Below are 8,235 nucleotides of genomic sequence, written 5' to 3' on the forward strand. Positions count from 1 at the left end.
GTAGCGCCGCAGGCGCGTATCGAAGATTCACCGTAGACGCACCTTCGATACGTCGCTACGCGACTACTCAGGCCGAACGGCCGAAGCAACTCAACGGCAAGAACAAGAACATAGCGGAGACAACATGCAATCGGCAGGGCAATACGACTACATCATCATCGGCGCCGGGACGGCCGGCTGTGTCATGGCCAACCGGCTGTCCAGGAAGACCGGCAAGAAGGTGCTGCTGATCGAAGCGGGCGCCAAGGACGATTACATCTGGATCCATATTCCGGTGGGCTATCTCTACTGCATCAACAATCCGCGCACCGACTGGATGTTCCGTACCGAGGCCGATCCCGGCCTGAACGGGCGCAGCCTGATCTACCCGCGCGGCAAGGTGCTGGGCGGCTGTTCTTCCATCAACGGCATGATCTACATGCGCGGTCAGGCGCGTGACTACGAGCACTGGGCGGACGTCACCGGCGACGACAGCTGGCGCTGGAACCAGGTGCTGCCCTTGTTCCGCAAGAGCGAGGACTACCACCTGGGCGAGAGCGAATTCCACGGTGCCGGGGGCGAGTGGCGGGTGGAGAAGCAGCGCCTGCGCTGGGACATCCTGGACGCCTTCCGCGACGCCGCCGCCGAGAACGGTATCCCCAAGCTTGATGACTTCAACCGGGGCGACAACGAGGGCTGTGGCTACTTCGACGTCAACCAGAAGCGCGGCGTGCGCTGGAACGCTTCCAAGGCCTTCCTGCGGCCCGCCATGAAGGATGGCAGCCTGACCATCATGACCGGCTCGCACGTCAGGAAGCTGCGCATGGAGCAGGGTGCCAACGGACCGGTCTGCACCGGCGTCGAATTCACCGGTGGTGGCAGCGAGTGGCTGGCCGAGGCCAAGGAGACCATCCTGTGCGCCGGCGCCATCGGCTCGCCGCATATCCTGCAGATGTCGGGCATCGGTGCGCCTGCGCTGTTGCAGCAGCATCAGATCCCGGTAGTCCAGGCCCTGGCCGGCGTGGGCGAGAATTTGCAGGATCACCTGCAGATGCGCATGGTGTTCAAGGTCAACGGCACCAGGACCCTCAATGCCATGGCCTCGACCCTCTTCGGAAAGATGAAGATCGGACTGGAATACCTGTTGATGCAAAGTGGCCCGATGTCGATGGCGCCTTCGCAGCTGGGCGCCTTTGCCCGGTCCGACGCGCAGCAGGCCAGCGCCAATCTGCAGTACCACGTGCAGCCGCTGTCGCTGGAAAAATTCGGCGATCCGCTGCATGCCTTCCCGGCCTTCACGGCCAGCGTGTGCAACCTGCGTCCGACCTCGCGCGGTCACGTGCGCCTGGCCTCCACCGATCACGCGCTGGCGCCGCGCATCACCACCAACTATCTGTCCACCGAAGAAGACCTGAAGGTCGCCGCCGACGCCCTGCGCCTGACCCGGCGCATCGCCGCCTCTCCCGCCCTGGCACGCTATCGGCCCGAGGAGTACAAGCCTGGCGTGCAGTACCAGAGCGAAGAGGATCTGCGCCGCGCCGCCGGTGACGTGGGCACCACCATCTTCCATCCGGTCGGCACCTGCCGCATGGGGCGCAGCGACGATGCCGCCGCCGTCGTGGACGCGCATTGCCGCGTGCGCGGGGTGTCGGGACTGAGCGTGGCCGATGCCTCCGTGATGCCGTCCATCACCTCCGGCAATACCAATTCGCCGACCGTCATGATTGCCGAGAAAGTCGCTTCCAGCCTGCTTTCCCGGGCGTAAACGGGGTATTCTCAGCCGCTGGCGGATACGGTGTTTATACGTATTGTATGAATGGTACGAACCGGCTACTATGCGCCAAATATTAAAACGAGCTTCTCGATTCGCCAGGTAGAAAACGGCGGCGCCTGCATCCACAAGATGCCGGCCAACCGCAGCAGGCAGGCCTTGACGACCGGATCAACCGGCGCGGGCATCAAAGGGAAAGAAGAGACCATGACAGACGTCATTCTGGAGACACGAAACCTGACGAAGGAATTCAAGGGTTTCACGGCAGTGAGCGCGGTCAACCTGCAAATTGAGCGCGGCCATATTCATGCATTGATCGGCCCCAATGGCGCCGGCAAGACCACCTGTTTCAACCTGCTGACCAAGTTCCTGGTGCCGACCTCGGGCCAGATCCTGTTCAACGGTCGTGACATCACCATGGATGCACCGGCGCAGATCGCGCGCCAGGGCATCATCCGTTCCTTCCAGATTTCGGCCGTCTTCCCGCACATGAGCGTGCTGGAGAACGTGCGCATCGGCCTGCAGCGCAAGCTCGGTACCTCCTTCCATTTCTGGAAGAACGGCGAGAGCCTGAAGCAGCTCGACGAGCGTGCCATGCAGCTGCTGGAAGAAGTGGACCTCACCGGTTTCGCCCACACCACCACGGTGGACCTGCCCTACGGCCGCAAGCGCGCGCTGGAGATCGCCACCACCCTGGCCATGGAGCCGGAACTGATGCTGCTGGACGAGCCCACCCAGGGCATGGGCCACGAAGACGTGGACCGCGTCACGGCGCTGATCAAGAAGGTCTCGGCCGGTCGCACCATCCTCATGGTGGAACACAACATGAGCGTGATCTCCGGTATCTGCGACCGCATCAGCGTGCTGCAACGTGGCGCGCTGCTGGCCGAAGGCAGCTATGAAGAAGTTTCGCGCAATCCGCAGGTGATGGAAGCCTACATGGGCAGCACCTCGGTCGAACTGCAGGGAGCGCACTGATGAGCACCGCCACCATGAACGTCACCACCAGCACCTCGTCTTCCAACGCGCCGCTGGTACTGCAGATCAGTGACCTGCAATCCTGGTACGGCGAATCGCACATCCTGCACAACGTCGACCTGAACGTGCACCAGGGTGAAGTGGTCACGCTGCTGGGCCGCAACGGCGCCGGCCGTACCACCACGCTGCGTTCCATCATGGGCCTGGTCGGTACCCGCAAGGGTTCGATCAAGATCAACGGCCAGGAAACCATCAACCTGGCCACCCACAAGATCGCCCACCACGGCGTCGGTTACTGCCCGGAAGAACGCGGCATCTTTTCCTCGCTCTCCGCCGAGGAAAACCTGATGCTGCCGCCATTCGTCTCCAAGACCGAGAAGGGCATGTCGATCGAAGAGATCTACGACATGTTCCCCAACCTGAAGGAGCGTCGCAACAGCCAGGGCACACGTCTGTCCGGTGGCGAACAGCAGATGCTGGCCGTGGCCCGCATCCTGCGCACCGGCGCCCGCCTGCTGTTGCTCGACGAGATTTCCGAAGGCCTGGCACCGGTCATCGTGCAGGCACTGGCGCGCATGATCACGACCCTGAAGGCCAAGGGCTATACCATCGTGATGGTCGAGCAGAACTTCCGCTTCGCCGCGCCCCTGGCCGATCGCTTCTATGTCATGGAACATGGCCAGATCGTCGAGTCCTTCGAGTCTTCGCAGCTGGAAGCGAAGATGCAGACCCTGAACGAACTGCTGGGCGTCTGATCCCCATCCACGCTCGCGTGAGCGGCGCCACGGCTGCGCCGCCTTCCTGATTTTTCCGTAGCACCTGCATCACCAGAACAAGAAGTACTGCCAAACAAGTACGTCAGCGGGGTGAGCGATCCTTTCCCCGTTCCACCAAGTTGTCTCGCTTCACTATTACACGCGGGCTTCATAACAGAGGAGATGAATATGAAACTTAAGGCAATGGCACTGGCGATCACCGCAGCAGCGGCAGCATTCGCGACGGCATCGGCTTCGGCCCAGATTTCGGGCGACGTGATCAAGATCGGTTTCATCACCGATATTTCGGGCGTGTATTCGGACATCGACGGCCAGGGTGGCGCAGAAGCCATCAAGATGGCGATCGCCGACATGGGCGGCGCCATCAACGGCAAGAAGATCGAACTGCTGGTGGCCGACCACCAGAACAAGGCCGACGTGGCCGCCAGCAAGGCCCGTGAATGGTTCGACCAGCAGGGCGTGGACATGCTCATCGGTGGCACCAACTCCGGTACCGCCCTGGCCAGCGCCAAGGTAGCGGCCGAGAAGAAGAAGGTCTACATGCAGATCGGCGCCGGTTCGGCCCGTCTGACCAATGAAGAGTGCTCGCCCTATACCGTGCACTACGCCTACGACACCGTGGCCCTGGCCAAGGGTACCGGTTCGGCAGTGGTGAAGCAGGGCGGCAAGAGCTGGTTCTTCCTGACCGCTGACTACGCCTTCGGCCACTCCCTGGAATCCGACACGGCCAACGTCGTGAAGGCATCCGGCGGCACCGTGGTGGGTTCGGTCAAGCACCCGCTGGGCGCGTCCGACTTCTCCTCCTTCCTGCTGCAGGCGCAGAGCTCCAAGGCCCAGATCATCGGCCTGGCCAACGCCGGTGGCGACTTCATCAACTCGGTGAAGGCTGCCAACGAGTTCGGCATCACCAAGACCGCCAAGCTGGCCGGTCTGCTGGTATTCATCAACGACGTGCACTCGCTGACCCTGAAGAACACCGAAGGCCTGTACCTGACCGATAGCTGGTACTGGGATGCCAACGAAGAGACCCGTGCCTTTGCCAAGCGCTACTTCGCCGTGCGCAAGAAAATGCCGTCGTCCCTGCAAGCCGCCGACTACTCGGCCGCCCTGCAATACCTGAAGGTGGTCAAGGAAATCGGTACCGACGATTCGGACAAGGTCATGGCTGCCCTGCGCAAGGCCAAGTTCAACGACATGTACCAGAAGAACGGCTACCTGCGCGCCGACGGCCGCGTGATGCACGACATGTACCTGTACCAGGTCAAGGCCCAGTCGGAATCGAAGTATCCGTGGGACTACTACAAGCTGGTGCAGACCATTCCTGCCGAGCAGGCCTGGACTACCAAGGCTGAATCCAAGTGCGCGGCCTGGAAGTAAGCAGGACGCACCGAGCAGCGCGCAACAAGCAGTAAGGCCATCGCACAGCCCAGCAAAATCTGTCATTTCTGTTCACGCGGGGATGGCAGATTTTTGCTGTAAAGCGCCGGGCGATGGTGATTTTCACCCATCTGGATGAACGGGTTTTTATGGAACTATTCGGCATACCCCTGCAAGCCCTGTTGAGCCAGCTCCTGCTGGGACTGGTCAACGGCTCCTTCTACGCCATGCTCTCGCTGGGCCTGGCGGTGATCTTCGGCTTGCTCAACGTGATCAACTTCGCGCACGGCACCCTGTACATGCTGGGCGCTTTCCTGGCGTGGATGGGCCTGTCCTATCTCGGCCTGAACTACTGGGTCATGCTCATCGTGGCACCGATTCTGGTGGGCGCATTCGGCATCGTCATCGAGAAGACCATGCTGCGCTGGCTCTACAAGCTGGACCACCTCTACGGGCTGCTGCTGACCTTCGGTATCACGCTGATGATCGAGGGCATCTTCCGCTCCATCTATGGCGTCTCCGGCCAGCCGTATTCGGTGCCTGACCTGCTGCAGGGCGCCACCAACCTCGGCTTCATGGTGCTGCCGAACTACCGCGCCTGGGTCGTGGTGGCTTCGCTGATCGTCTGTTTCGCGACCTGGTTCGTGATCGAAAAGACCCGCCTGGGTGCCTACCTGCGCGCCGGTACCGAGAACCCCAAGCTGGTGGAAGCCTTCGGCATCAACGTGCCGCTGATGGTGACCCTGACCTACGGCTTCGGCGTGGCATTGGCGGCTTTCGCCGGCGTGCTGGCCGCACCGGTGATCCAGGTTTCGCCGCTGATGGGCTCCAACCTCATCATCACGGTGTTTGCGGTGGTGGTCATCGGGGGCATGGGCTCCATCCTCGGCTCCATCCTGACCGGGCTGATGCTCGGCCTGATCGAGGGCCTGACCCGGGTGTTCTACCCCGAGTTGTCGGCCACCGTGGTCTTCATCATCATGGCCATCGTCCTGATGGTCCGTCCGGCCGGCCTGTTCGGCAAAGAGAAATAATCGGAGACCGGCATGAACAAGAAAATCGGAATTGCTGTTTTACTAATATTGTTGTTGGCTGCACCGTTTGGCATCTACCCGGTGTTCCTGATGAAGATGCTGTGCTTCGCGCTCTTCGCCTGCGCCTTCAACCTGCTGATCGGCTACACCGGCCTGCTGTCCTTCGGTCACGCCGCCTTCTTTGGCTGGGCCGGCTACATGTGCGGCCAGGCGCTGAAGGTATGGGGACTGCCAACCGAGCTGGGTTTGATCATCGGCACCCTGGTGGGCGCCCTGATCGGCCTGGTGATGGGTTTGCTGGCGATCCGCCGGCAAGGCATCTACTTCACCATGATCACCCTGGCGCTGGCGCAGATGCTGTTCTTCGTGGCCTTGCAGATGCCGTTCACCGGCGGCGAGGATGGCTTGCAGGGCGTGCCGCGTGGCAAGCTGCTGGGCTTCCTGAGCCTGGAAAGCGACATGACCCTGTACTACGTGGTGCTGGCCATCGCGGTGGCGGGCTTTGCCCTGATCGTGCGCACCATCCATTCGCCCTTCGGCCAGGTGTTGAAGGCGATCAAGGAGAACGAGCCCCGCGCCATCTCGCTGGGCTATGACGTGGCGCGCTACAAGCTGCTGGCCTTCGTGCTGTCGGCCGGTCTGGCGGGCCTGGCTGGTGCCACCAAGACGCTGGTGCTGGGCTTCGAGACCCTGACCGACGTGCACTGGAGCATGTCCGGCCTGGTGGTGCTGATGACCCTCGTGGGCGGCCTGGGCACCATCCTTGGTCCCATCGTCGGCGCGGTCATCATCATCATGCTGGAGAACAAGCTTGGTGACATCGGCAGCTGGCTGGCCAATGCCACCAGCATCGACTGGTTCAACACCCTGGGTGACTCGGTGACCATCGTGACCGGCTTCATCTTCATCGTCTGCGTGCTGGCCTTCCGCAAGGGTATCGTCGGGGAAATCCAGGCGCTGATCGGGAAAGGGCAGGCCAAGAGCTCGCACTAGCCCGTCTTCGACAGAGCGCGAGTCACCACCAGGGTGATCCGCTTGCCGCCGGCAAGTCACCGATCAGGTGATTTCCCGGCGGTAATTTTTTGTCCACAGGCTTCTCTTTGTCCTGTGCCAGGCATAACAGATCGTTCATGTTCCGGAACAGGAATGTGCAGGGCCAATCTGTTGCTGATGCTGCTGGTGGCGCGGCGGTAGAATGTGGGCCGGCCGAAGCGGGTGCTTATTGACGGCACCGGTCCGCCATCCCGGTTCTCCGATTATCCAGATCACCAATCCGCGCCTTATCTTATGCACAGCCTTGCATCACTGCCATCATCCCCATCGTCTCTCTTTTCCACATCACCTCATGCCGGCCCGGTCGGTTTCGTCACGGAGGTGAGGCATGCTTGATTACGTCATCCTGTGCGGCGCTGCGTTCGTTGCCGGTCTGATTGATGCGGTGGTAGGCGGGGGAGGGCTGGTGCTGGTACCGACCTTGTTCTCGGTCTTTCCCAACACCGCACCGGCCACGCTGCTGGGTACCAACAAGGTGGCCGGCGTCATGGGTACCAGTGCTGCCGCCATCAATTTTGCGCGCAAGGTGGCAGTACGTTGGAGCACCGTGACACCGGCAGCCATGGCAGCGTTTGCCTTTTCCTTCTTCGGTGCGTATGTGGTGACGCATATCCCGACCGATCTGATCCGCAAGGCCTTGCCCTTTGTATTGATCGCGGTGGCGCTGTACACGCTGAAGAAGAAGGATTTCGGTACGACCCATGCGCCCACGCTGAGCGGGAGCAGGGAAATGATCTACGCCGCCCTGATCGGTGGTGCGGTCGGTTTCTACGATGGTGTGTTCGGCCCGGGTACGGGGAGCTTCCTGGTCTTCCTGTTCGTACGAGTGTTCAGCTATGACTTCCTGTCGGCCTCGGCGGTCTCCAAGTTCGTCAACATCGCGACCAATCTCGCAGCCTTGTGCTGGTTCGGGTATAGCGGCCATGTGATCTGGCAATTGGGTCTGCTGATGGCAATATTCAATGTCGGTGGCTCGCTGGTCGGCACTCGACTGGCGATGAAGCATGGCAGCGTCTTTGTGCGCAAGTTGTTCCTGATTGTGGTCGGAGCGTTGATCCTGAAGTCCGGGTACGACGCGTTTCTTCGCTAGAAAGCATGTTTGATGTTTCACGTGAAACAGCGTGAATGAAGTTGAAGACGGAGCCGATGTCTCTAATGCCGTTCAGTTAAGAAAAAATCGCCGCGCCAGATGACTTTGGCGCGGCGATTTTGCTTGGTTCTCTTCAAGCCATCTGAAACCGTTCGGACTGAGTAGGCCCTTTAGGGC

Annotated in this window: 7 protein-coding genes; all 7 read left to right on the top strand. The window is 61.2% G+C overall.

The window, feature by feature from the left end:
• Positions 1–124: 124 nt before the first annotated feature.
• The 7 genes from HWE04_RS19300 to HWE04_RS19330 all read left to right on the top strand — a co-directional run bounded on the left by HWE04_RS19300 (position 125) and on the right by HWE04_RS19330 (position 8,058).
• Positions 125–1,744, top strand: a complete 1,620-nt coding sequence (locus HWE04_RS19300; RefSeq protein WP_077236720.1) for a GMC family oxidoreductase — start codon at positions 125–127, stop codon at positions 1,742–1,744.
• A gap of 213 nt (positions 1,745–1,957) precedes the next feature.
• Positions 1,958–2,728, top strand: a complete 771-nt coding sequence (locus HWE04_RS19305; RefSeq protein WP_241813418.1) for an ABC transporter ATP-binding protein — start codon at positions 1,958–1,960, stop codon at positions 2,726–2,728.
• Positions 2,728–3,483, top strand: a complete 756-nt coding sequence (locus HWE04_RS19310; protein ID WP_077235304.1) for an ABC transporter ATP-binding protein — start codon at positions 2,728–2,730, stop codon at positions 3,481–3,483. The genes HWE04_RS19305 and HWE04_RS19310 overlap by 1 nt, the downstream gene beginning before the upstream one ends.
• Before the next feature lie 189 nt (positions 3,484–3,672).
• Positions 3,673–4,881, top strand: coding sequence for an ABC transporter substrate-binding protein (locus HWE04_RS19315; RefSeq protein WP_180671094.1), 1,209 nt, complete (start codon positions 3,673–3,675; stop codon positions 4,879–4,881).
• Between the two features lie 149 nt (positions 4,882–5,030).
• The gene (locus HWE04_RS19320) at positions 5,031–5,915 is read left to right on the top strand and encodes a branched-chain amino acid ABC transporter permease (RefSeq protein WP_077238596.1); all 885 of its coding nucleotides are present in this window, start codon (positions 5,031–5,033) and stop codon (positions 5,913–5,915) included.
• A gap of 12 nt (positions 5,916–5,927) precedes the next feature.
• Positions 5,928–6,908, top strand: a complete 981-nt coding sequence (locus tag HWE04_RS19325; protein WP_039875323.1) for a branched-chain amino acid ABC transporter permease — start codon at positions 5,928–5,930, stop codon at positions 6,906–6,908.
• A 388-nt stretch (positions 6,909–7,296) separates the two neighbouring features.
• Positions 7,297–8,058 carry a sulfite exporter TauE/SafE family protein gene (locus HWE04_RS19330; protein WP_241813419.1) on the top strand — a complete coding sequence of 254 codons (762 nt, stop codon included), beginning with the start codon at positions 7,297–7,299 and terminating at the stop codon, positions 8,056–8,058.
• The last annotated feature ends 177 nt before the right edge of the window (positions 8,059–8,235 follow it).

The sequence above is a fragment of the Herbaspirillum sp. C7C2 genome (assembly GCF_022627865.1).
In the GTDB taxonomy this organism is placed as follows: domain Bacteria; phylum Pseudomonadota; class Gammaproteobacteria; order Burkholderiales; family Burkholderiaceae_D; genus Herbaspirillum; species Herbaspirillum frisingense.